The following is a 25,233-nucleotide window of genomic DNA, read 5'->3' as shown; positions in this document are numbered from 1 at the left end:
GAGGATTCGAGCACGAGGCCAACATCGGAAAACGGTAGACGAAGGAAAAGCAACATGCAGATCAGGGTCCAACGGCGCGGCCCGCGCGCCGCCACGCTCGTCGCGATCATCTCGGGCGCCATTGCGTGCGTGAGCCTCAGCGGATGCAACTCGCTCTACAGCGAAGGCGCGACGGCCGGCGCCGGTATCGCCGGTGCGGCGATAGCGAACAGCGTCACCAGCAACGCGGCGGTAGCGACGGGCATCGGCCTCGGCGCGGTCGCGGCGGCGCGCGCGGGCGTGCAGTACACGCAGCGCGTCACCCACACCAACACGCAGGATCAGATCGCGTCGATCGCCGGGCCGCTCGCGGTGGGCGCGGTCGCGCCGTGGAAGGTCGTGCATTCGGTGCCGATCGAGGACGACGAAAAAGGCCGCGTGACGGTGAGCCGCACCATCAGCAGCGGTGTGCTCGATTGCAAGGAAATCGTGTTCTCCGTCGATCGCGACGCGACGAAGGACCGCCCTGCCGGCAGCGCGTTCTATGTGGCGTCGGTGTGCCGTGACGGTGACAAATGGAAGTGGGCATCGGCCGAGCCGGCGACGCCGCGTTGGGGCTCGCTGCAATGACGCTGGCTCTCGACGTACCTCTGGCGCTGCGTCTCGGACTCATCGCGGCAGGCGCCGCCGCGTGCGTGACGATGAGCGGTTGCGCGTCGATCGGCGCCGCAGCCGGTGCGACGGCCGGTATCGCGACGGGCGCGTTCACGACCAATCCGGCCATCGGACTCGGCGTGGGCATCGCGGTGCAGGCCGCCACCGACGAGGCCGTGAAGCGCGTGACCAAGTCGCTGCATCAGGATCAGCAGGTGATGATCGCCGTGACGGCGGGCATGTCGCAGATCGGCGAGACGCGGCCGTGGAAGGTCAAGCACACCTTGCCGGTGGAAAACGGGCACGGCGAAGTGCGCGTGCTGCGGGAATTCAGCAGCGCGCTCGCGACGTGCAAGGAGTTCGCCTTCTCGGTGGTCGACGGCGACGACGCGAAAGCGCCCGCCGAGTGGTTCATCGCGACGGCCTGCCAGCAGTCGGAGGGCTGGAAATGGGCGTCGGCGGAGCCTGCGGTCGAGCGGTGGGGGAATTTGCAGTAATTCCTTGCTGGGCTTTCAAAGAGCGCGGTTTCCTGTGAGGGTGCCGCGCTTTTTGTCGTTTAGCCGTTCGCAATCGCCTCCAGCGCCACGCGCGCGAGAAATCCGCTGCGCGTCTCGTGGCGCGCCTCGACGTAGCTGTCGATCTTGTGCAGAACGAAACGCGGAAGGCTGATGTTGATGCGCTCGGGGCGCGAGTCGAGCTTCGACAGATCGACTTCGACGTAGGCCCAGATTGCGCCGGCGAAGTCGGGGTTCGGGATCAGATCCTCGATCGGAGAAGGCACCAGGGAAACGTCCAGGCCATCCTCGATAAGGATCGAGACGTGGCTGTAAATCGCCTCCTTCGTATTCTTCATCGCCTCGTCGACCGTGTCTCCCGCGGAGAAAACGCCGGGGATATCGGGCACGGTCACCCCGTAGCAACTATCCGGGTCCTTATGAATGGCGACAGGGAATTCCACTTTCGAATCTCCGTTATGAAGAGTACAGCCGGTTGAGCATCCCGGCGATTTTGAGGACGCTCCGGACCGTTCCAATGGAAAGGTCCTTGCGTGGGTGAGGTACCGTGACCAGTTTGATACTTCCCCGACGTTTGAAATGGTGGTGACTGCCGACGATTCGGTCCAATTGCCAGCCGTCATCCAAAAGCATCCGTATCAAGCGCGATGAATCCATCTCGTCTCCGAATGCTGCGTGTGTAGTTTTACACACGCAGCGGTGATCCTTCAAGACGAAAACGTTACGATTCAACGCGGTGCACGAACATTCAGCCAAACGGCCAACACCAACGAAAAAGCGCGGCGCCGTCACCGGCCACCGCGCTTTTTTCATCGACTCGAATCGAGGCGCTTCAAGCCTCCACATCCTCCAGACTCAGCATCTCCGTCTGGTCGTTATACGAGAAGATCTCGCCATAACGCCCCCAGTCGATGACCGCGTCGAGCGTCTCCTGCGCGGCCTTGTCGGAGAGAAAATCCTCCAGTTCCTGCTCGAAGCGCACGCGCGGCGCGCGATGCCCCGGCCGCTCGTTCAGCACCTTCTTGATCCGCGCCGCCAGCGGCACGTGCCGCAGCAGATGCTCCGCGAACATCATCTTGCGTTCCTGCGTGCCGAATTCCGCGAACACGCGCGCCTGCGGCGTCAGATAGATATCGCCCTCGCGCACATCCGCGAAACCGAGATGCTGCAGCACTTCCGCGACCGGGAACAGATCGTCCACTTCGAGATGCAGCGTGCGCGCGATCTCCGGCATGTCCGCGCGACCGTGATACGGCTCGGCCGCGAGCGTTTCGATGAGACCCGCCATCAGGTTGGTCGACACCGACGGCAGCCAGGTGCTCAGCTCCAGCCCCTTCTTCTTCGCCTCGTCCATCTGGCGCGCGGTCATCTTCGCGTAGATATCGTCGACGAGACGGCGGAACGCCGGGTCCAGGCGGTTGCGCGGATGCTTGAACGGCACCTTGATCTCGGCCATCACGCGCCCCGGATTCGACGACAACACCAGAATGCGGTCGCACATGAACACCGCTTCCTCGATGTTGTGCGTGACGATCAGCACCGATTTGATCGGCATGCGCCCCTGCGTCCACAGATCGAGCAGATCGGTGCGCAGGTTTTCGGCGGTCAGCACGTCGAGCGCGGAGAACGGCTCGTCCATCAGCAGCAAAGTCGGGTCGACGACGAGCGCCCGCGCGAAGCCCACGCGCTGCCGCATGCCGCCCGACAGCTCGCGCGGATACGCGTTCTCGAAGCCGTCGAGACCGATCAGGTCGATCGCCGCGAGCGCGCGTTCACGCCGCTCGCGCGCGCCCACGCCCTGCGCTTCCAGACCCGCTTCCACGTTCTGCAGCACGGTCAGCCAGGGAAACAGCGCGAACGTCTGGAACACCATCGCGACGCCCTTGGCGGGTCCGCGCAACGGCTCGTTCAGATACGTCACTTCGCCGGCGGTCGGCTCGATCAGCCCGGCGATGATGCGCAACAGCGTCGACTTGCCCGAGCCCGAACGCCCGAGCAGGCCAACGATCTCGCCCTCGCGCAGCGAGAGATTGGCATCGTCGAGCACGAGCAGTTCGCCCTGCGTCTTGTTGAAGCCGCGGCTCACGTTCGCGACGCGCAGGATTTCCGCGCCGAGGCGCGGCGGCGTGCCTTGCGGGCGCTGGAAGCCGGGCGCCGCGGCCGTCTGCGTATTTTTCAGGTTCTGCATCGGAACTCGTCCTCAATCCAGCCGGAGTCTTGCTTCGGCATAGGCGTATAGCGGGCGCCACAACAGTCGGTTGAACAGCGTGACGAACAGCGACATCACGGCGATGCCGAGAATGATTTTCGGATAGTCGCCCGCGGCCGTGGTCTGGGCGATGTAGGCGCCGAGGCCGTGCGCGACGACCTCCGTCTTGCCCCACGACACCGCTTCCGCGACGATGCTGGCGTTCCACGCGCCGCCCGACGCGGTGATCGCGCCGGTGATGTAGTAAGGGAAGATGCCGGGCAGCATGCACTTCTTCCACCACTGCCAGCCGCGGATCTGGAAGTTGGTCGCGGCCTCGCGATAATCGTTCGGATAGGAGGACGCGCCCGCGATCACGTTGAAGAGGATATACCACTGCGTGCCGAGGACGATGAGCGGCGACAGCCAGATATCCGGGTTCAGATTCCAGCGCACGATCACCACGACGAACACCGGAAACAGCAGATTCGCCGGGAACGCGGCGAGAAACTGGGCGAGCGGCTGGATCTTTTCCGCGAGCGCGGGGCGCAGGCCGATCAGCACGCCGACGGGCACCCAGATCACCGACGCGATCGCGATCAGCACGACCACCCGCACCAGCGTGATGAAGCCCATCAGAAACACGTGGCCGACTTCGCCCCACGTCACGCCGGTCGCGACGAACGACGCGACCTTCCACACGACGAACACCGCAATCAGCAGCACGAGCGTGCCCCACGCGATATCGCCCGCGCGGGTGGACGGCACCTTCGCGCGCAGCGGCAGGCCCACGTTCTCGAACGCGCCCTGCAGCGACGGCAGTTTGATCGGCACGCGCGCGAGCTTCGCGAGAATCCAGCCGGCCGGCACCAGCAGACGGTGAATCAGGCGCGTGCGGCGGATCAGGTCGAGCAGCCAGGACGACGGCTCATTGCCCGAACTCGTGGTTTCCATGCGGAACTTGTCCGCCCATGCGACGAGCGGACGGAACATCAGTTGATCGTAAGCGAGGATGACGACGATCATCGCGAGGATCACCCAGCCGATCGCGCCGAGATTGCGCTCGCCGATCGCCGCGGCCAGATACGCGCCGATGCCCGGCAGCACGATCGTGCGGTTGCCGACCGTGATCGCCTCGGACGCGACCACGAAGAACCAGCCGCCCGACATCGACATCATCATGTTCCAGATGAGGCCGGGCATCGAGAACGGCACTTCGAGCTTCCAGAAGCGCTGCCAGTTAGTAAGGTGAAAGCCGCGCGAAACTTCGTCCAGATCGCGCGGCACGGTGCGCAGCGACTGGTAGAAGCTGAACGTCATGTTCCAGGCCTGACTCGTGAAGATCGCGAAGATCGCCGCGCATTCCGCGCCGATCACGCGCCCCGGGAACATCGCGAGGAAGAACGTGACGGTGAACGAGATATAGCCCAGCACCGGCACCGACTGGAGGATGTCGAGAATCGGCACGAGCACGATCGACGCGCGCCGGCTTTTCGCCGCGAGCGTGCCGTAGATCAGCGTGAAGATGAGCGACGCCACCATCGCGATCAGCATGCGCAGGGTCGTGCGCAGCGCGTATTCGGGAAGGTTCGACGGGTCGAGCGAGATCGCCTGGGTCTGCAGGGTCGAGATCGGCGCCAGGGTTTCATGGAAACCGACGGCGGCGAGCGCGATGATGCAGATGATCATCGGGAACGCGACGAAATCCCAGCGGTTGGGCAGGAGCCGCCACGCCGACGCATTCGCCATGCGATTCAGATTGAAACCAAATTCCATGCAAGGCCCTCCCCGTAAGGCTTTGTTCCGACCGCGCGAGCGCGGGATGTTGCTTGAGACGGCTTGCGAGCCGTCCGGCGGGCAAGACGCCTTTCCCCGAGACGGCCCATGTTCAACGCATGTGGCCGCCAAAACGACGACACGTTCTGCGCGACCGGCGCATATAGCCCGCGCTGAACCGAGCGACACTACACCAACCGTCGTGACAGGCACAACCTTCATGCGGTCTGGCGCGCCATTCGTGCGATGTTTCTGTTGCTCTTCGGCACGGCGCGGGCAAAATGAAGGTCAGGCCGCGTCCTATGCGCCCGGCGCGCGTCCGCTATATTGGCTGCACGCCGCCCGCCCTCACAAGGCGCTTGATGGACGGCAAAAAACATCGTCCAATCTTGGCTTATCACGAACAATAAATTGAGCGCCGATGCGATGCGAGACGCCAGATTCGAGCCGGAAGACCGCCTGAGCCATGCCCGCCGCCCCGTGGCGGGTGTGTGCCGAAGCGCGGCAGACCTCACGCGCGGCAATCCGCGCGCCCGAGATCGATGAACAAGCTCATCCTGCACCGTGTGATCGCGACGCTCGGCCTCGCGGCGCTGGCATTCGCGTGCTGGCTTGCCGCCGGCTTGTTGTCGGACCGAATGGTACAACAGGAGATGACGGCGACGGTGCGCACCGAGCGCAACATGGCGGCGTCTATCGTCGACAACATGGCGCAGATCATCGCGAGCGACCTGGCGATGTCGCGCGCCATTCCCGCCACGCTCGCGCAGATGGACCTCACCCAGCGGGCGCTGGCGGAGTCGCGGAATTATGCCTCGAACCCGGCCGGGACGGAACTCGAACGCCGCAGCGACTGGACCGCGCGCCCCGCCCTCGCGAAGGTCAATCACTTCCTGCACGACGCGCAGGGCTTCTCGGGCCTCGATTCCATCTGGCTCGTCAACGAGAAAGGGTTTTGCATCGCGTCGAGCAACGCCGCGGACGACGACAGCTTCATCGGCTACGACATGAGCGGGCGCGGGTACGTCGCGCGGGCGCTGCTCGGCGGCTTCGTCGAGATGTACGGCGTCGGCCGGCTGTCCGGCGAGCCGGGCATTTTTATCGCGGCGCCCGCCTACGAAGACGGCATTCTGGTCGGCGCGGTGATCGCCAAGGTGAGCATCGACCGGCTGCGGCACTGGGTGTCGCGCGCCGGCACCTTCGTGACCGACGAGAACGGCGTCGTCGTAATGGCCCACGACGGCCGGCTCGAATACCAGGCGATGCCCAATGCACCGGTCGCGCGCATGACCGAGCACGAACGCGTCGAGCATTATCGGCGCGAGTCGTTTCCGGAGCTGCGCGTGTCGCATATCGGCGAGCAGATGCGCGCCTCCGAGCACTGGCTCGCGCCCGCGCTCGCGCAGACCTTCTACGCCGCCAACGGCAGCAACGTGCCGTCGCTCTACGACGAGCGCACCGGGCTCAATTCAGGGCTCTCGGCGCACATCGTGCATCCGCTCACGAGCTGGCCGGAAATCAGCCGCAACCACAGCCGCGACCGCATTCTCGTGTTTCTGACGATGCTCGGCGTCGTGACGCTCGCCATCGTGATCGCGATTTCCTACTCGCGGGAGCGCCGCCTGCATCGCGCGACGCGCGATCTCGCCGAGCAGTTGCAATCGGCCAATACGCTGCTGTCGGCCGAGGCACGCCACGATGCGCTGACCGGCGCCCTCTCCCGGCGCTATTTCCTCGACACGCTGCGCCACGAAGTGGAGCTCGCACGTTCCGCGGGCGCGCCACTGTCGGTCGCGATTGCCGATCTCGATCACTTCAAGCAGGTCAACGACCGCTTCGGTCACGCATCGGGCGATCGCGCGCTGGAGCATTTCGTCGAGGTGTGCCGCGCGCAGCTCCGTCCGAGCGATGCGATCGGACGGCTCGGCGGCGAGGAATTCGGGATTCTCCTGCCGCAAACCTCGCTCGCCGACGCGCAGGCCGTGCTGGAGCGCCTGAGAAAGCGCTTCCACCACGAACACTGCGCGCATCTGCCCGACGACGCGGTGCTCTCGGTGTCCATCGGCATCACCGAGCTTGCGCCCGACGACGCGCTCGAATGGATCCTGTCGCGCGCCGACCTGGCGCTCTACGAGGCGAAATCGCGCGGCCGCGACCGCAGCGAGGTGCGCCCCGCCGATCCCGGCTCGTCCACGCGGTATCCCGAGAACACGCTCGCCGGCAAGTGAGCGCGGCGTCCGGTCATCGCACGATCATGCGAGTGTCGCAACGCGCAACGCATCGCGCAGGTATCATCGATATTCGAAATCGAATGCCGTGAATCGGGAGAATTGCATGAAGGGAAATCTGGTCATCGTGTGCCGGGATCAGGACGCTGAAACGTTCGACCACCTGCTCGCCGAGTACGGCTCGTTTCAGACGCGGCTTTCGTCGACGGCGTGGTTCCTGAAGATCGATCTCGCGCCCGAAGTGATTCAGGAAGAGATTCTCTCGCGGCTCGGCAAGTACACCACGCATTACATCTTCGAAGCGTCGACGGTCACCTACAACACGGTGGACAGCGAAGCGGCGTCGGCGCTCGATACGTTATTCGACTGACGCCGCGCCGTTACAGCGCGCGCTCTTCGTGCTGCGGGCCGGCACGGCGTTCGGCCACTGGCCGCGTGGCGATGTCGAACGGAAAGGTCATCGCGACCTCCAGGCCGCCGCCGGCGCGATTGCCGATCTCGCATTCGCCACCCGCGCGCCGCGCAAGCCGCTCCACGATGGCGAGCCCGAGCCCGCTGTGACCGCTGCCGCCGCGCGCCGGGTCGAGACGCACGAACGGCCGGCTTGCCTTGATGAGATCGTCCGGCGCAATGCCCTTGCCGTGATCGGACACGGACAATACCCAGCCCTTCGCGTCCCGCCGCGTCTCGATGACAACTGGCGGCGCGCCATACGCATGCGCGTTGTCGAGCAGATTCGACAGCAGCCGGTCGAGCGTGGCCGCAGGCAACGCGAACGCCGGCCCCGCCTCCAGATTCAGGCGCACAGGCTGCGCGCCCGGCGCCACCGCGCGATAGGCGCGCGCGATGCGCTCGCACTGCTCGTCGACCGGAACTGGCTCGCTGCCGTCCGGACGGTCGTGCGCGAACACGAGAAACTGATCGACGATATGGGCCATCGAATCGACATCGCGCACGACGCCGTCGCGCATCTTTGCGTCGTCCATCATTTCGGCGCGCAGGCGCAGGCGGGCGAGCGGCGTCTTCAGATCGTGCGCGACGCCCGCGAGCATGACCGCGCGGTCGTTCTCGGTCTGTGATACTTCACGCACCATCTGGTTAAAGCCGTGCGTGAGCTGCCGCAGTTCGCGCGGACCGCGCTCGGGCACGGGCGGCGTCGGCTGGCCGCGTCCGAAGCGCGCGACGGCCTGCGCGAGCGAACGCAACGGATATTGCAACTGCCACGCGCCGCACAGCGCGGCGAGCACCGCGGTCGAGAAAATCAGCGCGAGCCACACCAGCATGCGGTCGCGCGAGCGCGGCGGCCTGAGCGGCTGCACCGGCACGACGACCCATCCCGTGTCTTTCGCGCCGTGCACCCACACGCTCGGCGGACCGCCAGGCTCGCTCAGGCGCACATCGGTGCCATCGGGCAGACGGTCTTTCAGGTCCTCGACGAACCGCTGCAACGGCGGCGGCATGTTCTCGTCGGGTTGTCTCGGCACATCCGGGCTATCGGGCGCGACCAGGCGCACGCGCGGCGGCAAGGGCTGATCGGGCGTATTGGCGATGTGCTGGCGCACCGCCTCGACGAGAAACACGGCCTCCTCGACGGCGAAGCGCGTCTGCACGTTGTCGCGCTCGAAGCGGATGATCGCAAACCACGCGACATGCGACAACACCAGCATGCCGATGACGATGACGACCAGCCGGCCGAACAGCGTGTCAATTGCCCGGCGCATTTTGCTCGCCGTCCGGCACGAACACGTAACCGCGCCCCCGCACCGTCTGGATGAAGCGCGGCGCCGACGGATCGGTCTCCAGGATGCGGCGCAGACGCCACACCTGCACGTCGATGCCGCGGTCGGTGCCGTCGTATTCCGGGCCGTGCAGCAGTTCGAGCAGGCGTTCGCGCGTGAGCGTGCGCATCGGGTTGTTCACGAAAATCTTGAGCAGCGCGAATTCGCTGCCGGACAGCGTGAGCGGCTTGTCGTCCTGTTGCAGCGTGCGCGACTGGAAATCCAGCCGGAAGCGGCCGAACGAATACGGCTCGCGCTGCTCGGGCGCGGCCGACGGAATCGTGCGGCGGCGGCGCAGCACGGCCTGCACGCGCGCGAGCAGTTCGCGCGGGTTGAACGGCTTGCCGAGATAATCGTCCGCGCCCAGCTCCAGGCCGACGATGCGGTCCACGTCATCCGCACGCGCGGTCAGCATGATGACGGGGATGTCGTCGCCGGACGCGCGCAGTTGCTTGAGCGCGGTCAGGCCGTCGACGCCCGGCATCATGAGATCGAGGACGATCAGATCCGGCCGCTCGCGTTCGATGCGGCGTTCGAGTCCACCGGCGTCATGCAGCACCGATACCTCGATGCCCTGCCGGACCAGATAGTCGCGCAGAAGGTCGCGCAGTTCGGCGTCGTCGTCGACGACAAGTATTTGCGTAGTCATGGGATGGAGTTTAGCGCGTGAGCCAGACCTCGATTGATGACAGCCCTGCCATAAGGGTTACGGGGTGTTACGACGAAAGCGAGGCGTAAACCGGCGTAACAAGCCTGAACCTTGCCGTAACACGCGGCCGGTTGCGAACCCCTACGCTGTGTCTCACCGACAAGCGCAAGACCTCGACGCACTTTCCGATACGTCGAACACGGCCTCGCGGCTTCGGCTTCGAAAACAATCAAGGGAGTATCGAGATGGCCAAGCAATACCGCATTCTCACCGCCGCCGCTGCGGCAATCGCGCTCACGTTCGGCACGGCCTACGCCGCCACGAACGACGCACCGGCCGCGCCGCCCCCCGGCGGCCCGGCCATGATGGGCGGTCACGGCGGCCCCGGCGGTCACCGCATGGAAATGCGCATGCAGAAGCAACTGGACGAACTGCACGGCCAGTTGAAGCTGAACGCGGATCAGGAAAAGCTGTGGCAGACCGCGCTCACCACGATGAAGCAGAACCATCAGGCCATGCGCGAAAGCCACAAGCAGATGCGCGATCAGTTCAAGTCGATGGAAAACCAGCCGATCCTCGACCTGAACGCGATGCACGCGGCGCATCAGAAGATCGAGACGCAAAACGCGGAACTGCGTGAGCAGACCGCGACCGCCTGGCTCAACTTCTACAACTCGCTGAACGATCAGCAGAAAACCACCGTCAGCACGTCGCTCAAGAAGCATTTCGCGAAGATGCGCGAGCACGAGCACAAGATGCACGAGCGCTGGGGCAAGCACCGCGGCGGACCGGACGGCGCGCCGGGCGCGGCTGCGGGTGCATCGGCCACCGCCAAGCCGTAAGCGGCCGGAACGGCCAGAAGCAAAAAGCCGCGGAGCGTCAAGCTCCGCGGCTTTTCTTCACATCGAAAACGCGACGGTCAGGCGAGATCGAACAACAGCACTTCCGCGTTCTCGCCATTCTCCAGCGTGACCTTCGAGATGCCTTCGAGCTTCGCGGCATCGCCCGCGCCGAGCGCCTCGCCGTTCACCGTCACCGCGCCGCGCGCCACGTGCACATAGACGCGGCGGCCCGCCGGGACGTCGAAGTCCGCGCGCTCGTCGCCGTCGAAGAGACCCGCGAAGATGCGTGCGTCCGCACCGATGTTCACCGAGCCTTCCGCACCGCCAGGCGCTGCGATCACGCGCAGCCGGCCACGCTTTTCCTCATCCGCAAAGCGCTTTTCCTCGTAACCCGGCGCGCCGCCCGGCGCGTCCGGAATGATCCAGATCTGCAGGAAGTGGGCGGTTTCCGTCGGCGAGCCGTTGAACTCGCTGTGGCGCACGCCGGTGCCGGCGCTCATGCGCTGCACGTCGCCGGGACGGATCGTCGAGCCGTTGCCCATGCTGTCGCGGTGCGCGAGCGCGCCCTCGAGCACGTAGCTCACGATTTCCATGTCGCGGTGGCCGTGCGCGCCGAAACCCTGGCCGCCCGCGACGCGGTCTTCGTTGATCACGCGCAACGCGCCGAAGTGCATGTTCTGCGGATCGTAGTAATCGGCGAAGGAGAACGTGTGATACGAGTCGAGCCAGCCGTGGTTGGCGTGACCCCGTTCGTTGCTGCGGCGAATCTCGAACATGATGTTTGCTCCCGCCCAAGGCGTTGTTTTGCGATGGAGAGAATGTAAGGGCGCCGCCCCTCCGGAACAACGGGCGCAAAGGCACTACATTGTTCCGCCCATGCATGTAATCGGACGCTTCCGGCTTCGGACCCGTGCGCGGCGGCTTCGGGTAAAATACCGCGCTTTTCGGAGCGGCGGCGCGTCGATCGCGCGCTGGCAGGGTCGGCAGCAAGGGCAACCCAATTTTGGCCATCTAGAATACCGACCGCCAGCTGAGGAAAAACATGAAACCATACGCAGCACGCGAACGACCGTCGCGCGCCGCGCCGATTGCACGCCATGCAGCACTCCATGCACGTTAGGCACCTTACCAAGGAATCACCATGTTGCAAGGCTACGGTCCGCTGATCCTCGCGGGCACCTGGCAGACCGTCAAGCTGGCGGTGCTGTCGCTCGTGTTCGCCTTTGTGATCGGCCTGATCGGCGCGGCGGCGAAGCTGTCGAAAAACCGCCTGGCGTCGGGTGCCGGCACGGTCTACACGACGCTGATTCGCGGCGTGCCCGATCTCGTGCTGATGCTGCTGCTCTTCTACAGCATCCAGATCTGGCTGAACCTGTTCACCGACGCAATGGGCTGGGACCAGATCGACATCGATCCATTCCTGGCCGGCATTCTGGTGCTGGGCTTCATCTACGGCGCGTACTTCACCGAAACCTTCCGCGGCGCGTTTCTATCGGTACCGCGCGGCCAGCTCGAAGCGGGCGCGGCCTACGGCATGTCGCCGTGGCAGACCTTCTCGCGCATTATGTTTCCGCAGATGATGCGCTTCGCGCTGCCGGGCATCGGCAACAACTGGCAGGTGATGGTCAAGGCGACGGCGCTCGTGTCGATCATCGGGCTCGCGGATGTCGTCAAGGCCTCGCAGGACGCGGGCAAGGGCACGCTGCGTTTCTTCTTCTTCACGCTTCTCGCGGGCGCGATCTATCTCGCGATCACCACGATCTCGAACCTCGTGCTGATCTGGCTGGAGCGGCGCTATTCCATCGGCGTGCGCAAGGCCGACCTCTAATCGGTCCAATCAAGAGCGGCAGAGATCATGATCGAAATCATCCAGGAATACTGGAAGAACTACCTCTTCACCGACGGCTACCGCATCACCGGTCTCGCGATCACGATGTGGCTGCTGGTCATTTCCATCGGCCTCGGCTTCTGCCTTTCGGTGCCGCTCGCGGTCGCGCGCGTGTCGAAGAACAAGCTGCTGTCGCGTTCGGTGTGGCTCTATACATATGTGTTTCGCGGCACGCCGCTCTACGTGCAGTTGCTGCTGTGCTACACGGGTCTGTACAGCTTGCAGGTCGTGCGTGATCACATGCTGCTCGCCGAGTTCTTCCGCAGCGGCATGAACTGCACGCTGCTCGCCTTCACGCTGAACACCTGCGCGTACACCACGGAAATCTTCGCCGGCGCGATCAAGGCGACGCCCTACGGCGAGATCGAAGCGGCGCGCGCTTACGGCATGTCCTCGTTCACGCTGTATCGGCGGGTGATTCTGCCGTCGGCCTTGCGGCGCGCGCTGCCGTACTACAGCAACGAGGTCATCCTGATGCTGCACGCGACGACCGTCGCATTCACGGCGACCGTGCCGGACATCCTCAAGATCGCGCGCGACGTCAATTCGGCCACGTATCAGTCGTTCGAGGCGTTCGGCATCGCCGCCCTGCTCTATCTCTGCATTTCGTTCGCGCTCGTGTGGCTGTTCCGCCGCGCGGAGCATCGCTGGCTCGCTTATTTGCGGCCGCAAGGCAAATAAGACCATCGCGTCAGCCAAGGACACTTCATGAATTCCCAGATGCACAAGCTTTTCGTCGACGACATTCACAAGCAGTACGGCAGCAACGAAGTTCTCAAGGGCGTTTCGCTCAAGGCGAAGGCGGGCGATGTGATCAGCATCATCGGCTCGTCGGGCTCGGGCAAGAGCACGATGCTGCGCTGTATCAACTTTCTGGAGCAGCCGAACCAGGGGCGCATCTTCGTCGACGGCAGCGAAGTGCGCACGTTGAAGGACAAGACCGGCGCGCTCAAGGCCGCCGATCCGAAGCAACTTCGGCAAGTGCGCTCGAAGCTCTCGATGGTGTTTCAGCACTTCAATCTGTGGTCGCACATGAACGTGCTGGAGAACGTGACCGAGGCGCCGGTCAACGTGCTCGGGCTCTCGAAGAAGGAAGCCGAGGAGCGCGCCCGCACGTATCTAGAGAAGGTCGGGCTCGCGCCGCGCGTGGAGAAGCAGTATCCGTCGCATCTGTCGGGCGGACAGCAGCAGCGCGTGGCGATCGCGCGCGCGCTCGCGATGCATCCCGACGTCATGCTGTTCGACGAGCCGACCTCCGCGCTCGATCCGGAACTCGTCGGCGAGGTGCTGAAGGTCATGCAGACGCTCGCCGAGGAAGGCCGCACGATGATCGTCGTCACGCACGAAATGGCGTTCGCGCGCAACGTGTCGAACCATGTGGTGTTTCTGCATCAGGGGCGCATCGAGGAAGAAGGCCATCCGGATGCGGTCTTCGGCAACACAAGGAGCGAGCGGCTCAAGCAGTTCCTGTCGGGCAGCCTCAAGTAATCCGCATGATTGCTGCCGGAAGCAACCTTCCACTCCAGAAAAGGCGCCCGCGAGGCGCTTTTTTTGCGCCCGGGTGCGTGACGGTGCGCCTCTTTCCCGCCCCGCCTCGACCTAGCGCTGCGACACGCTCGCGTCAATAGGCGACAAACCTGACGCTGAAACTTACAACAAACCGTAGCCCTTATGGGATAAGGCTTTGCGGGGCATTTCCCATGCTGTGGGTAATGTCCCTAGCAGATGGGCATTGCGTTTTTGACACAAACGTTCACAGAACGCCAAATTTCTTTGGCGGCTATAACGTATTTTGTTAAATTGGTAATGAAAGTACCAAAACGAAGTTCTCAAAAAGTAGTTTTACTTCAAAAGTCCAAAAGAAACGGAGGACGGCACCGATCGACGGATCGGCGTCGGGTTCGCGCCCACGACGCGCGAATGGCCACATAGCACTGCAGCCCGCGCGTCCTTCCTCTGAAAACAATTTTCGGTTGGGTGCGCCCGCATCGAACCACACGGCAGCACTTGGGTTCTATTTCTTGACAGGGTTGGAGGAGATGATGAAAAAAGCTTTGCTCGCGTCGGCAGCACTGCTGACGTTCAGCGCAGTGGCACACGCTCAGAGCAGCGTGACGCTGTATGGCCGCCTGGACGCGGGGCTCGAATACATGAACGGTGTGCCGACAGGCGTGGGCGCCAACGGCGCGGCCACCGGCAGCTCGCACCGCTTCAAGGCGGAAAGTGGCGACTGGGGCACGAGCCTGTGGGGTATGAAGGGCGTCGAAGACCTGGGCGGCGGATACCGCGCCGTGTTCCAGTTGGAGGGCAGCTTCAACACCATGACGGGTCAGGGCCCGGGCGGCGGCGGTCTCTTCAATCGCTGGGCGACGGTCGGTGTCGCGAACAACCAGTTCGGTACCCTGTTGCTGGGTCGCGAACTCTTCATCTCCAACGGCGTGTGGGACTTCGATCCGTTCGGCCAGTCGAACTGGTCGTCGGCGTCGCTGGTGCGTGGCCGCAACTGGCCGCAATCGAGCAACAACATTTCGTACCAGTCGCCGAAGTTCGCGGGCCTCGACTTCTACGGTCAGTACTCGCTCTCCAACGCGACCAACTGGAACGGTAACGGCACGACCCCGCAAGGCCGTAATGCGGGCGCGTATATCACCTATACGACACCGCTCTTCCAGATCCGCGGTATGTACGATGAAATCCGCAATCCGGCCAACGGTACGCTCGGCGGCGTCTACGACCCGATCAATGCGGCCAACTCCGGCGCGGTCAACGGTGCGTATGGATTCTCGCGTGAGTACACGGCGATGTTCAACGTGTTCCTCGGCCAGTTCAAGATCCAGGGCGCCTATCAGGCGATTCGCACCGCGGGCATGACGGGCCAGCTGCCCGGTCAGCCGACGACGCTCGATCACGAGTGGGGCGGCGTGACGTGGCAAGCGACGCCGGCGGCCGCGCTGATCGCGGCGGTCTACCACGTGAACGGCAACAACGGCGCGGGTAACGCGACCATCTACACGGCCGGCGGTTCGTACAACCTGTCCAAGCGCACCCTGCTGGATCTGCAGGTCGCGACGGTGCAGAACAGCAAGGGCGCAAACTACGGCCTGAACGCCAACAACTACGGTACGTCCGCGGCGACCGACAACCCGATCATCGGCCACAGCCAGACGGGCGTGTACGCAGGTATCCAGCACTCGTTCTGATCGGCGAGTCTGACCAAAGAGTCTTTTTAGAAGGTTTTCACGCTGCTGCGAGAGGCGCGTATCGGTGCGGTGCCCGAAAGGGTATCGCACCGTTTTTTATTTGGACGCGCGATCCGCCTAGCACTCCGCATGAGTTTGTCAAGCCGAAGACCAAAAACTACAAATCAACGGCTCTGAAAAATATAGTTCTCCTCCAAAATTCGAAATCGAGCCGAAACCGCGCGACGTGACAGAACACGGATGTCCGGTCGACTCGAACACATCACAGCAATTTCGAGTTTCACCTTTTTTTGGGGTTTGGAGGAGATGATGAAGAAGGCTTTGCTCGCGGCAGCGGCGCTGTTGGCATTCAGCGCGGTCGCGCAAGCACAGAGCAGCGTGACGCTCTATGGTCGACTGGACGCGGGGCTCGAATACATGAACGGCGTGCCGGCCGGCTCGGGCACTTCGCATCGGTTCAGGGCGGAGAGCGGCGACTGGGGCACGAGCCTGTGGGGCCTGAAGGGCGCGGAAGATCTGGGCGGCGGCAATCGCGCCGTGTTCCAGTTGGAAGGCAGCTTCAACACCATGACGGGTCAGGGCCCTGCCAACAACGGCCTGTTCAATCGCTGGGCGACGGTCGGTATCTCGAACAACCAGTTCGGTACGATGCTGCTGGGCCGTGAGCTCTTCATTTCGAACGGCATCTGGGACTTCGATCCGTTCGGTCAGTCGAACTGGTCGTCGGCGTCGCTGGTGCGTGGCCGCAACTGGCCGCAATCGAGCAACAACATCTCGTATCAGTCACCGAAGGTCGCGGGCTTCGACTTCTACGGCCAGTACGCGCTCTCCAACGCGACCAACTGGAACGGCAACGGCACCACGGCGCAAGGCCGTGAGGCAGGCGCACAGCTCACCTACACGGCGCCGCTCTTCCAGGTTCGCGGCATCTACGACGAGATTCGCAATCCGTCGAACGGATCGCTCGGCGGCTCGTACAGCGACGGCGGCAACGGCGCCTACGCCTACTCGCGCGAATACACGGCGATGCTCAACGTGTTCCTCGGCCAGTTCAAGCTGCAAGGCGGCTATCAGGCGATCCGCTCCGCCGGCATGACGGGCCAGTTGCCCGGCCAGCCGACCACGCTCGATCACGAATGGGGCGGCGTGACATGGCAGGCGACGCCGGCGGCAGCGCTGATCGGCGCGGTCTATCACGTGAACGGCAACAACGGCGCGGGCAACGCGACCATCTACACGGTCGGTGGTTCGTACAACCTGTCCAGGCGCACGCTGTTGGACATCCAGGTCGCGACGGTGCAGAACAGCAAGACCGCGAACTACGGTCTGAACGCCAACAACTTCGGCTCGGCGGCATCGACGGACAACCCGCTTGTCGGCCACAGCCAGACGGGCGTGTACGCAGGTATCCAGCACTCGTTCTAAGACATACGAAGGAAGGTTTTCACGCCGCTGCGAGAGGCGCGTGCCGGTGCGATACCCAGCGTGGTATCGCACCGTTTTTTTTTGCCGCGAGCGTCGATTTGCGTCGACGTAGGAACGCGTCTAGTCCCGCGCCATGCCCGACGCGCCGTGGCTCAGCCAGTCGAGCACCGCGGCCGCGTCCTCGCCGCCCGATTGACGCGCCTTCGCGACCGTCTCGCTGATCTTCGTGCCCGGCTTCGGCGCGGCACGGCGGATCGCCACGCCGACGGCGAGAATATCGATGATCACGAGATGCAGGATGCGCGAGATCATCGAGAGCTGCGATTCGCGTATCTCGATGTGATCCGTCTCCAGCGCGACCGTCGCGCGCTTGGCGAGCGGCGTATTGCTCGACGTGATCGCGATGACCGTCGCGCCCTGCTGCATCGCCACTTCGAGCACGCGCAGCAGTTCCGGCGCGCGGCCCGACTTCGACACGGCCACGATCACGTCGCCCTTGCCGAGCAGCGCCGCCGATGCCGCCTGCATGTACAGATCGCCGTAAGCGATGGTCGGGATGCCGAAGCGGAAGAACTTGTAATGCGCGTCCTGCGCGACGATGTTCGAATTTCCGAGCCCGTAGAACTCGATGCGCCGCGCGCCGTTCAGGATATCGATCGCGCGCTCGACGTTCTCGAAGTTCAGATGCTCGCGCAACTGCAGGATCGCGGACACGGTGTTGTCGAGCACCTTCGCGCCGAAATCGGTGGCGGTATCGCCGAGATGCACCTGACTGTGGCTCACCGGAATCGTGCCCGTGAGGCCCGTCGCGAGCTTCAGCTTGAAGTCCGACAAACCCTGGCAGCCGAGCGATCGGCAGAAACGGATTACGGTCGGCTGGCTCACGTCGGCCTTGCGCGCGATGTCGATGATCGGATCGTTGATGATCGAGCGCGGATGATTGAGCGCGAGATCGGCGACGCGCCGCTCGGCGGGCGTCAGGGCGTCGCGCATCTGCCGGATGCGCTCGAACACCGCCGACGAGCCGCTGTTCGCGCGGTTCGACAACTGCTCCGAGAGAATCGCGGAGACGCCGAGAAACGCCGGATATTCCGCCGTGATGATGTACGTGGGAATGCCCGACAGATACTGCTGGAAGCGCCCTTTCGCCTCGAAACGCTCGCGAAACGGCGACTTGTGGAACAGTTCACCGAGCTTCAGCACGATGCCGCCGCCGATATAGATGCCGCCCAGCGCGCCGAGCGTCACCGCGATATTCCCGGAGAACGTGCCGAGAATCGCGCAGAAGCAGTTCACCACTTCGAGCGCGAGCGCTTCGCCCGCGAGCGCGCGGTTCGTGACGTCGGCGGCGTTGAAGGTATCGGCGACCGTGACGTCGTCGCGCTCCGCGAGCGCGCGGTAGATCAGTTCGAGCCCTTGCCCCGCGCATACGCGTTCGAACGACACGTGCGGAAACTTGCGGCGCGCATAGCGCATCACGATGTCTTCGCGTTCGTCGAACGGCGAGAACGTGGCGTGGCCACCTTCGCTGCCGAGCGCGATCCAGCGGTCATCGGCCGGAATCAGCCCCGACACGCCCAGACCCGTGCCCGGACCGAGCAGGCCGATCACGCTGTTCTGCCGGCGCGAGCCGCCGCCGACCTGCTCGCGCTGCGCGTCGGTGAGGCCGGGCAGCGCCATCGCGAGCGCGGTGAAGTCGTTCACGACGAGCAGCGTGTCGAAGCCGAGCGCGCGGCGCGTCGCCTCGATCGAAAAGCTCCAGTCGTGATTGGTCATCTTCACGTGATCGCCGTCGACGGGATTCGCGATCGCGATCGCCGCATGATTCACGCGGCCGACCTTCGTGTCCTTCAGATACTGCTGCATCACCTCCGCGATGCCGGGGTAATCGGCTCCCGGATACACGCGGATCTGCCCGATCTCGCCGGGCGCGGTCTCCAGCGCGAAGCGCGCGTTGGTGCCGCCGATGTCGGCCAGGAGCCGCGGTCCGTCGGCGTGCTGCGTCGCTGTCTTATGCACACCAGTAGACATCGAGCTTCACTCCTTCAGCGTGGGCCAGCGTCGAGATGGCGTTCTTTTGCGGCGCGGCGAGCGCCGCGTTCAGTACGTCGAGTTTCTTCTGCCCGGCGATGAAGAGATATACCTGCCCGATCTGCTTCAATGCCGACATCGACAGGCTCACGCGCGCGTGCGGCGCCGCGCCCGGATGCACGGAGATGAAACGCTGCGGCGTCGAGATCGCGAAATCCCACTCGGGCGCGTCGGCGAAGATCGAGGCCGTGTGGCCGTCCTCGCCCATGCCGAGCACGGCGACATCCGGCAGACGGCGGCGCGCGTCGGCATTCAGTTCGGCGATATGCGTCTCCAGCGGCTTGCCCGTGTCCACGAGCGGCAGGAAGTACGCCGCCGCGCCTGCGTTCTGCAGCAGCGTGTCGCGCACGAGCTGCGCGTTGCTCGCCGGATCGGTCTCGGGCACCCAGCGGTCGTCGACGAGCGTCACGTCGATGTGCGCCCAGTCGAGCGGCGCATGCGAGAGCGTCTGCAAGAAAGGCTTCGGGCTCGTGCCGCCCGATACTGCGAGCGTGGCGTGAGCGGCCTGTCCATTGGCGTCGGCAGATGCCGCGCCCCTTGCCGCGAGGGACGCCTTCAGCGCGTCGCCCACGGCTTGCGCCAGCGCGTCCGAATGGGCGCGCGGATCGTCGAAAGTGCGAAGCTCGATCACTGCTCCTCCTGCTTGTTCTGGTTTATCGATCCGCTTTCTGTACGCGCCATCGCAACGATGGACGAAGCGGTGTCCGGTATCGCCGTGCCCGCCGCGCGCCCGGTTCGGGCGGCGTCGGCGTCACGCCGTCAATTCTCTTCTTCGAGCCAGCACGTGCCCGCCTGCGCGAGCATCGCGCTCGACGCCGCCGGTCCCCACGTGCCCGCCGCGTAAGGCTTCGGCCGCGTTGTCGACGACGCCCACGCGTTCAGGATCGGCTCGACCCAGCGCCAGGCCGCTTCCTGCTCGTCGCGCCGCACGAAGAGCGCGAGGCGCCCGTGGATCACGTCGAGCAAAAGACGCTGATACGCCTCCATCTGTCCTTCCCTGAAGAACTGGTCGAACGCGAGATCCAGATGCACGCTCGCGAGATTCATGCCCTCTCCCGGCTGCTTCGCGAGGCAATACAGGCGAATCGTCTCGTTGGGCTGCAGCCGGATCACGAGCCGGTTCGCGCCCGCGCGCAAGGGCATCGAGCCGAGCGAGGAATGCGGCACCGCGCGGAAGTTCACGACGATCTCCGCGACGCGATCGGCCAGACGCTTGCCGGTGCGCAGGAAGAACGGCACGCCCGCCCAGCGCCAGTTCTCGATTTCCACCTTCAGCGCGACGAAGGTTTCCGTCGTGCTGTCGGGGCGCACGCCTTTCTCGGTCGCATACGCCGGCACCGCTGTGCCGCGCACCACACCCGCATGATATTGCCCGCGCACCGCGACCCGGCTGATGTCGCGCTCGTCGACCGGCTTGAGCGCGCGCAGCACGCGCAGCTTCTCGTCGCGCACGGAGTCGGAGTGCATCGAGTGCGGCGGCTCCATCGTCACGATGGAGAGCAGTTGCAGCAAATGGTTCTGCACCATGTCGCGCAGCGCGCCCGTATTGTCGTAGAAGTCGCCGCGCGCTTCCACGCCCAATTCCTCCGCGATCGTGATCTGGATGCTCTCGACCCATTCGCGGCGCCACAGCGGCTCGAACAGCGCGTTGCCGAAACGCAGTGCGAGCAGGTTCTGCACCGGCTCTTTGCCAAGATAGTGATCGATCCGGTAGATCTGCTCTTCCTGGAAGATTTCGCCGACCGCATCGTTGATCGCATTCGACGATTCGAGATCGTAGCCGAGCGGCTTCTCCAGCACGATGCGCGCGTTCTGATTCAGCCCGACATCGGCGAGCGCGCGGCAGATCGGCACGAACAGCGACGGCCCCGTCGCGAGATAGAAGACGCGCGTGCCGCCGAATTGCGTGAGCGTGTCGCGCAGCAACACGAAGTCCTCCGCGCGCGCGAGGTCTAGGCCGACGTACTGAAAGCGTTCGACGAAGCTGCGCCACGCGGCTTCGTCGACACCGTCCTTCGATACATGCGGCTTCACATGATCCTCGACCCACGCGCGGTATGCGCCCTGCTCCATGGTCTCGCGCGCGACCGAGACGATCCTGCCCGCCGGATTGAGCGAGCCCGCGCGATGCGCCTCGAAGAGCGCGGGAAGAATCTTGCGCATCGAGAGGTCGCCGGTGCCGCCGAAGAGTACGAAGGTGAAGTTCGAGTCGCTTTGCATGTGTCTGAACGTGGGTTCGAGAGCCGGATGTGAGTCGATTCGGGGCGCGTCGCCCATGAGTCCACGAGCGCGCCCGTAGTCCGATAAAATTTTTTTTGACACTGAATTGTAGTTTAACTACAATCCAAATCAAGAGGAAATGTCACCTACGAAAAATCATCACTGTCAATCAGATCAGTCTGGGCAGCGAATTTTTTTCGGGTAGACGTTCTGAGCGCATGTTAACGGAGCCTGCGGCGGATCGCTTTTCACGGAAGGCGCGCCTTGCAGCTCATGCGTTCGGGCCTCGCGCCTCGCCGTCGAGCGCGCCCTTCGTGGCGGCGCCTGAACGGCCGGGGAAAAATCAAAAGAGGAGACAACCGTTGCGATTCAATCCACTCATCGCTTGAGAGCCGTGCGGCCGTTCATCGGTTTGCCGGCCCGGCGCGCCGCGTTGCTCGTGACGCGCGCTGCCGCTTCCCCGCCGACACCGCCGATCTCCGGCCATCCAGTTTTGCCGTTTTTTTTGACCATCGCTTCTTACTCGTGCTTCTGGCCGCATCGGAAGCCAATCGTTTCTTGTTCAGGTGTCTGGAGGAGATAAACAATGAAAGTCCGTAAGCTCATGGGCGCGCTGTGCGCCGCAGGTCTTCTGTGTGGCGCGACGGCGTCGGCGGTTCAGGCTGCCGAGGCGGTTTCCGTGCTGCACTGGTGGACGTCCGGCGGCGAATCCAAGGCAGTCGGCGTGCTCAAGGACGACATGACGAAGCAGGGTTACACCTGGAAAGACTTCGCTGTCGCGGGCGGTGCGGGCGCGGCCGCGATGACCGCGCTGAAAACGCAGGTGATCTCGGGCAACGCGCCGTCGGCGGCGCAGATCAAGGGCCCGCTGATCCAGGAATGGGCCGAGCAAGGCGTGCTCGCGCCGATCGATTCCGTCGCGGGTGACTGGAAGAAGAACCTGCCGCCGGAAATCGACAAGATCATCCACGCCGACGGCCATTACGTCGCCGCGCCCTTCTCGGTGCACCGCGTGAACTGGCTGTACATCAACAAGGCCGCGCTCGACAAGGCCGGCGGCAAGGTGCCGGCCAACTGGACCGAATTCTTCCAGGTCGCCGACAAGATGAAGGCCGCGGGCATCATGCCGATCGCGATGGGCGGCCAGCCGTGGCAGGACCTGACGCTGTGGGAAGACGTCGTGCTGTCGCAGGGCGCGGACTTCTACAAGAAGGCGATCGTCGATCTCGACCAGAAGACCCTGACCTCCGACAAGATGGTTCAGGTGTTCGACACGGTCCGCAAGATCCAGGGCTATTTCGACAGCGGCCGCACGGGCCGTGACTGGAACCTCGCAACGGCCATGGTCATCAACGGCAAGGCCGGCATGCAGTTCATGGGCGACTGGGCGAAGGGCGAATTCGCCGGCGCGAACAAGAAGGCGGGCACGGACTATATCTGCGCGCCGGTGCCGGGCACGGAAAAGGCCTATACGTTCAACGTCGACTCGTTCGTGTTCTTCCAGCAGAAGGGCCAGAAGACCGCGACGCCGGGCCAGCTCGCGCTCGCCAAGACCATCATGACGCCGGAATTCCAGGAGCAGTTCAGCCTGAACAAGGGCTCGATCCCGGTCCGTCTCGGCGTGCCGATGGGTAAGTTCGACGACTGCGCGAAGAAGTCCTACGCTGATGAACAGACGGCGATCAAATCGGGCGGCTATGTTCCGTCGCTCGCGCACGGCATGGCTCAGGGCGACGCCGTCGCCGGCGCGATGACCGACGTCGTGACGAAGTTCATGAATTCGTCGCAGGATTCGAAGAGCGCGGTTGCCGCGCTCGCGAACGCCGCCAAGACGAAGTAAGGCTTCCGCCCGGCGCGTGTGCGAAAGCACGCGCCGGGCGGTTTGCAGGACCCAAGCAAGGTCGCACTATTCAAGCGCCGCAGCCATCCGACGCATGCGCGCCAGTCCGTGCCATCCAGCGCACGACAGCGCCGGCGCATCTTCCAGGAGTCGAGTCGTGACTGCCTCCATCAGTGCGGACAAGAAACCGCAAAATCCGCCCCGTCGCGTTTCACCGACGGCGGCGCTCGCCGATCGCCTGATTCCGAAGCTGGTGCTCGCTCCCAGCGTCGTGATCGCGCTCGTTTTCGTGTACGGCTTCATCGGCATTACGGGTTATCTGTCGCTCTCGGAATCGCGGCTGATGCCGCGTTACGATTTCGCGGGCTTCGACCGCTATCGACAACTTTTCGCCAACGACGTCTGGTGGACGTCCGCCGCCAATCTCGGCTGGTTCGGCATTCCGTTCATCGGCATCTGCGTGTTTCTCGGCCTGTTCCTTGCAATCCTTCTCGACCAGAAGATCCGCAACGAAGGCGCGTTGCGCGCGATCTTCCTCTATCCGATGGCGCTCTCGTTCATCGTGACGGGCACCGCGTGGCAGTGGATTCTGAATCCGGGCCTGGGTCTGGAGAAAGTGTTCCACGACTGGGGCTGGACGAGCTTTTCGTTCAACTGGCTGGGCGACCCCGACAAGGCGATTTTCTGCGTCGTGATCGCGGCCGTATGGCAGTCGACGGGCTTCGTGATGGCGCTCTTCCTCGCCGGCCTGCGCGGCGTCGACAGCGAAATCTTCAAGGCCGCGCAGATGGATGGCGCGGGCTTGCCGACCATCTACCGCAAGATCGTGATTCCGAGCATGCGCCCGGTGTTCTTCTCCGTGCTGCTGATTCTCTGCCACATCACGATCAAGACTTTCGATCTGGTCGTCGCGCTGACGGCGGGCGGTCCGGGCACTTCGTCCTCGCTGCCGGCGATCTTCATGTACACGTTCTCGTTCAACCGTGGCCAGCTCGGCGTGGGCGCCGCATCGTCGATGATGATGCTTGCCACCGTCGTCGCCGTGCTCGTGCCGCTCATGTATCTGGAATCGAGGAGCACCCGCAATGGAAACTAAGATGACCCTGAGCCGCGCCGTCATCTACGCGGTGCTGATCCTGTTCGCGCTCTACTTCCTGTTCCCGATCTACGTGATGCTGTCGACCTCCTTCAAGGATCTCGACCAGCTTCGCACGGGCAACCTGCTCACCCCGCCCACGCACTTCACGTTCGCGCCGTGGGTCAAGGCGTGGCAGGAAGCATGTACCGGCGTGCGCTGCGACGGCATGCAGCCGTTCTTCATGAACTCGGTACGCATGGTGATTCCGGCCGTGCTGATCTCGTCGTTCGTCGGCGCGTTCAATGGCTACGTGCTCACGCACTGGCGCTTTCGCGGCGCGGACGGCCTCTTCACGATGCTGCTCGTCGGCTGCTTCATCCCCTTCCAGGCGATCCTTCTGCCGATGGCGCGCCTGCAGGGCTTCCTCGGCCTCTCGAACACGACGACCGGCCTCGTGCTCGTCCACGTGATCTACGGCATCGCGTTCACGACGATGTTCTTCCGCAACTTCTACGTGAGCATTCCGGCCGAGCTGGTGAAGGCGGCGCGCATCGACGGCGCGGGCTTCTTCACGATCTTCACGAAGATTCTGCTGCCCGTCTCGCTGCCGATCTTCATGGTCTGCCTGATCTGGCAATTCACGCAGATCTGGAACGACTTCCTGTTCGGTATCGTGTTTTCGGGCGTGGATTCCATGCCGATCACGGTTGCGCTGAACAACCTCGTGAACACGTCGACGGGCGTGAAGGAATACAACGTCGACATGGCCGGCGCGATCATCGCCGCATTGCCGACGATTCTCGTCTACATGATCGCGGGACGTTATTTCGTGCGCGGGCTGACGGCCGGCGCGGTGAAGGGTTAATCGGGCGTTTCCCGACA

General features: G+C 64.1%; 23 protein-coding genes. 13 read left to right on the top strand and 10 right to left on the bottom strand.

Going from position 1 to position 25,233, the window contains the following annotated elements:
* Positions 1-54 precede the first annotated feature (54 nt).
* Entirely contained in the window at positions 55-609 is a 555-nt protein-coding gene (locus AWB80_RS36310) for a hypothetical protein (RefSeq protein ID WP_061179467.1), read from the top strand.
* The gene (locus AWB80_RS36305) at positions 606-1,130 is read left to right on the top strand and encodes a hypothetical protein (RefSeq protein WP_061179466.1); all 525 of its coding nucleotides are present in this window, start codon (positions 606-608) and stop codon (positions 1,128-1,130) included. Before AWB80_RS36310 ends, AWB80_RS36305 begins: the two co-directional genes overlap by 4 nt.
* Positions 1,131-1,189: 59 nt before the next feature.
* On the opposite strand, the gene AWB80_RS36300 is transcribed toward AWB80_RS36305, so the two are convergent.
* From AWB80_RS36300 to AWB80_RS36285, 4 genes are all read right to left on the bottom strand, one after another.
* Positions 1,190-1,591, bottom strand: coding sequence for a type II toxin-antitoxin system HicB family antitoxin (locus AWB80_RS36300; RefSeq protein ID WP_061179465.1), 402 nt, complete (start codon positions 1,589-1,591; stop codon positions 1,190-1,192).
* 13 nt (positions 1,592-1,604) lie between these two features.
* Positions 1,605-1,805: a type II toxin-antitoxin system HicA family toxin gene (locus AWB80_RS36295; RefSeq protein ID WP_061179464.1), complete on the bottom strand. Its 201-nt coding sequence runs from the start codon at positions 1,803-1,805 to the stop codon at positions 1,605-1,607.
* 175 nt (positions 1,806-1,980) lie between these two features.
* Positions 1,981-3,336, bottom strand: a complete 1,356-nt coding sequence (locus AWB80_RS36290; RefSeq protein ID WP_061179463.1) for an ABC transporter ATP-binding protein — start codon at positions 3,334-3,336, stop codon at positions 1,981-1,983.
* A 12-nt stretch (positions 3,337-3,348) separates the two neighbouring features.
* Positions 3,349-5,112: an ABC transporter permease gene (locus tag AWB80_RS36285; protein ID WP_061179462.1), complete on the bottom strand. Its 1,764-nt coding sequence runs from the start codon at positions 5,110-5,112 to the stop codon at positions 3,349-3,351.
* A 542-nt stretch (positions 5,113-5,654) separates the two neighbouring features.
* On the opposite strand from AWB80_RS36285, the gene AWB80_RS36280 reads away from it, so the two are divergent.
* Positions 5,655-7,340, top strand: a complete 1,686-nt coding sequence (locus AWB80_RS36280; protein WP_061179461.1) for a GGDEF domain-containing protein — start codon at positions 5,655-5,657, stop codon at positions 7,338-7,340.
* Between the two features lie 106 nt (positions 7,341-7,446).
* Positions 7,447-7,710: a double-stranded DNA-specific endonuclease gene (locus tag AWB80_RS36275; RefSeq protein ID WP_061179460.1), complete on the top strand. Its 264-nt coding sequence runs from the start codon at positions 7,447-7,449 to the stop codon at positions 7,708-7,710.
* A gap of 10 nt (positions 7,711-7,720) precedes the next feature.
* Here the strand turns inward: AWB80_RS36275 and AWB80_RS36270 are convergent, their stop codons facing one another.
* Positions 7,721-9,061 carry an ATP-binding protein gene (locus tag AWB80_RS36270; protein WP_061179459.1) on the bottom strand — a complete coding sequence of 447 codons (1,341 nt, stop codon included), beginning with the start codon at positions 9,059-9,061 and terminating at the stop codon, positions 7,721-7,723.
* On the bottom strand, positions 9,045-9,767 hold the full coding sequence (locus tag AWB80_RS36265; RefSeq protein WP_061179458.1) for a response regulator: 723 nt from the start codon (positions 9,765-9,767) through the stop codon (positions 9,045-9,047). The genes AWB80_RS36270 and AWB80_RS36265 overlap by 17 nt, the downstream gene beginning before the upstream one ends.
* Positions 9,768-10,012: 245 nt before the next feature.
* Here AWB80_RS36265 and AWB80_RS36260 point away from each other — a divergent pair, with 245 nt between their 5' ends.
* A complete protein-coding gene (locus tag AWB80_RS36260) occupies positions 10,013-10,609 on the top strand; it encodes a Spy/CpxP family protein refolding chaperone (protein ID WP_061179457.1) in 597 nt (198 codons plus the stop codon).
* A 77-nt stretch (positions 10,610-10,686) separates the two neighbouring features.
* Here AWB80_RS36260 and AWB80_RS36255 read toward each other — a convergent pair whose 3' ends face one another.
* Entirely contained in the window at positions 10,687-11,385 is a 699-nt protein-coding gene (locus AWB80_RS36255) for a pirin family protein (RefSeq protein WP_061179456.1), read from the bottom strand.
* Between the two features lie 365 nt (positions 11,386-11,750).
* Between AWB80_RS36255 and AWB80_RS36250 the strand changes: the two genes are divergently transcribed.
* The 5 genes from AWB80_RS36250 to AWB80_RS36230 all read left to right on the top strand — a co-directional run bounded on the left by AWB80_RS36250 (position 11,751) and on the right by AWB80_RS36230 (position 17,122).
* Positions 11,751-12,437 (top strand): ABC transporter permease, encoded by a 687-nt coding sequence (locus AWB80_RS36250; protein ID WP_061179455.1) that lies wholly within the window; start codon positions 11,751-11,753, stop codon positions 12,435-12,437.
* A 27-nt stretch (positions 12,438-12,464) separates the two neighbouring features.
* Complete coding sequence (locus AWB80_RS36245) at positions 12,465-13,178, top strand: ABC transporter permease (RefSeq protein WP_061179454.1); 714 nt, start codon at positions 12,465-12,467, stop codon at positions 13,176-13,178.
* A 27-nt stretch (positions 13,179-13,205) separates the two neighbouring features.
* Entirely contained in the window at positions 13,206-13,985 is a 780-nt protein-coding gene (locus AWB80_RS36240) for an ABC transporter ATP-binding protein (RefSeq protein WP_061179453.1), read from the top strand.
* 554 nt (positions 13,986-14,539) lie between these two features.
* Positions 14,540-15,697 (top strand): porin, encoded by a 1,158-nt coding sequence (locus tag AWB80_RS36235; RefSeq protein WP_061179480.1) that lies wholly within the window; start codon positions 14,540-14,542, stop codon positions 15,695-15,697.
* Positions 15,698-16,006: 309 nt separating this feature from the next.
* Positions 16,007-17,122, top strand: a complete 1,116-nt coding sequence (locus tag AWB80_RS36230; protein ID WP_061179479.1) for a porin — start codon at positions 16,007-16,009, stop codon at positions 17,120-17,122.
* 120 nt (positions 17,123-17,242) lie between these two features.
* Here the strand turns inward: AWB80_RS36230 and AWB80_RS36225 are convergent, their stop codons facing one another.
* The 3 genes from AWB80_RS36225 to zwf form a co-directional block, all read right to left on the bottom strand.
* Entirely contained in the window at positions 17,243-19,153 is a 1,911-nt protein-coding gene (locus AWB80_RS36225; protein WP_061179452.1) for a bifunctional transcriptional regulator/glucokinase, read from the bottom strand.
* The gene (gene pgl, locus AWB80_RS36220; RefSeq protein WP_061179451.1) at positions 19,134-19,844 is read right to left on the bottom strand and encodes a 6-phosphogluconolactonase; all 711 of its coding nucleotides are present in this window, start codon (positions 19,842-19,844) and stop codon (positions 19,134-19,136) included. The genes AWB80_RS36225 and pgl overlap by 20 nt, the downstream gene beginning before the upstream one ends.
* A gap of 128 nt (positions 19,845-19,972) precedes the next feature.
* Positions 19,973-21,433, bottom strand: a complete 1,461-nt coding sequence (zwf, locus tag AWB80_RS36215; protein WP_061179450.1) for a glucose-6-phosphate dehydrogenase — start codon at positions 21,431-21,433, stop codon at positions 19,973-19,975.
* Positions 21,434-22,019: 586 nt separating this feature from the next.
* On the opposite strand from zwf, the gene AWB80_RS36210 reads away from it, so the two are divergent.
* From AWB80_RS36210 to AWB80_RS36200, 3 genes are all read left to right on the top strand, one after another.
* Positions 22,020-23,273: an ABC transporter substrate-binding protein gene (locus AWB80_RS36210; RefSeq protein ID WP_061179449.1), complete on the top strand. Its 1,254-nt coding sequence runs from the start codon at positions 22,020-22,022 to the stop codon at positions 23,271-23,273.
* A gap of 157 nt (positions 23,274-23,430) precedes the next feature.
* Complete coding sequence (locus AWB80_RS36205; RefSeq protein WP_061179448.1) at positions 23,431-24,369, top strand: carbohydrate ABC transporter permease; 939 nt, start codon at positions 23,431-23,433, stop codon at positions 24,367-24,369.
* Positions 24,359-25,216 (top strand): carbohydrate ABC transporter permease, encoded by an 858-nt coding sequence (locus AWB80_RS36200; protein WP_061179447.1) that lies wholly within the window; start codon positions 24,359-24,361, stop codon positions 25,214-25,216. The genes AWB80_RS36205 and AWB80_RS36200 overlap by 11 nt, the downstream gene beginning before the upstream one ends.
* Positions 25,217-25,233: the final 17 nt, after the last annotated feature.

The organism is Caballeronia pedi (assembly GCF_001544915.2).
GTDB classification, from domain to species: domain Bacteria; phylum Pseudomonadota; class Gammaproteobacteria; order Burkholderiales; family Burkholderiaceae; genus Caballeronia; species Caballeronia pedi.
The sequence above is the reverse complement of the archived record's forward strand: the minus strand, read 5'-3'. Positions and strand labels throughout refer to the sequence as shown.